The sequence below is a fragment of the Photorhabdus sp. RM71S genome, assembly GCF_042879355.1.
Lineage (GTDB): Bacteria > Pseudomonadota > Gammaproteobacteria > Enterobacterales > Enterobacteriaceae > Photorhabdus > Photorhabdus kayaii.
Genome location: NZ_JBHFKV010000372.1, coordinates 1 through 214, shown reverse-complemented (window position 1 = coordinate 214; position 214 = coordinate 1). Strand labels below are relative to the sequence as shown.

General features: G+C 51.9%; 1 pseudogene. It reads right to left on the bottom strand.

The window, feature by feature from the left end:
• Window positions 1–111: pseudogene (locus ACGF5R_RS25235) on the bottom strand (RHS repeat-associated core domain-containing protein); the annotation flags it as partial.
• Window positions 112–214: the final 103 nt, after the last annotated feature.

Below are 214 nucleotides of genomic sequence, written 5' to 3'. Positions count from 1 at the left end.
TACTTCATATTTTTGTGTTGGACAAGCTGCTAGCCCCAGAGGATCGATCCACGACACCGGATTATGCACGTACGCATACAGGTTCAGGCCCCCTGCCAGCCCAATCGGATCTTCGGCACTATCCCGACGCCATCATACAGGTTAGCGGACTTTTCCCCTTGATTTAGCAGCCTTTTTCTCCACCGCTTTTTCCCGCCCTGTTAAAGAACATGCC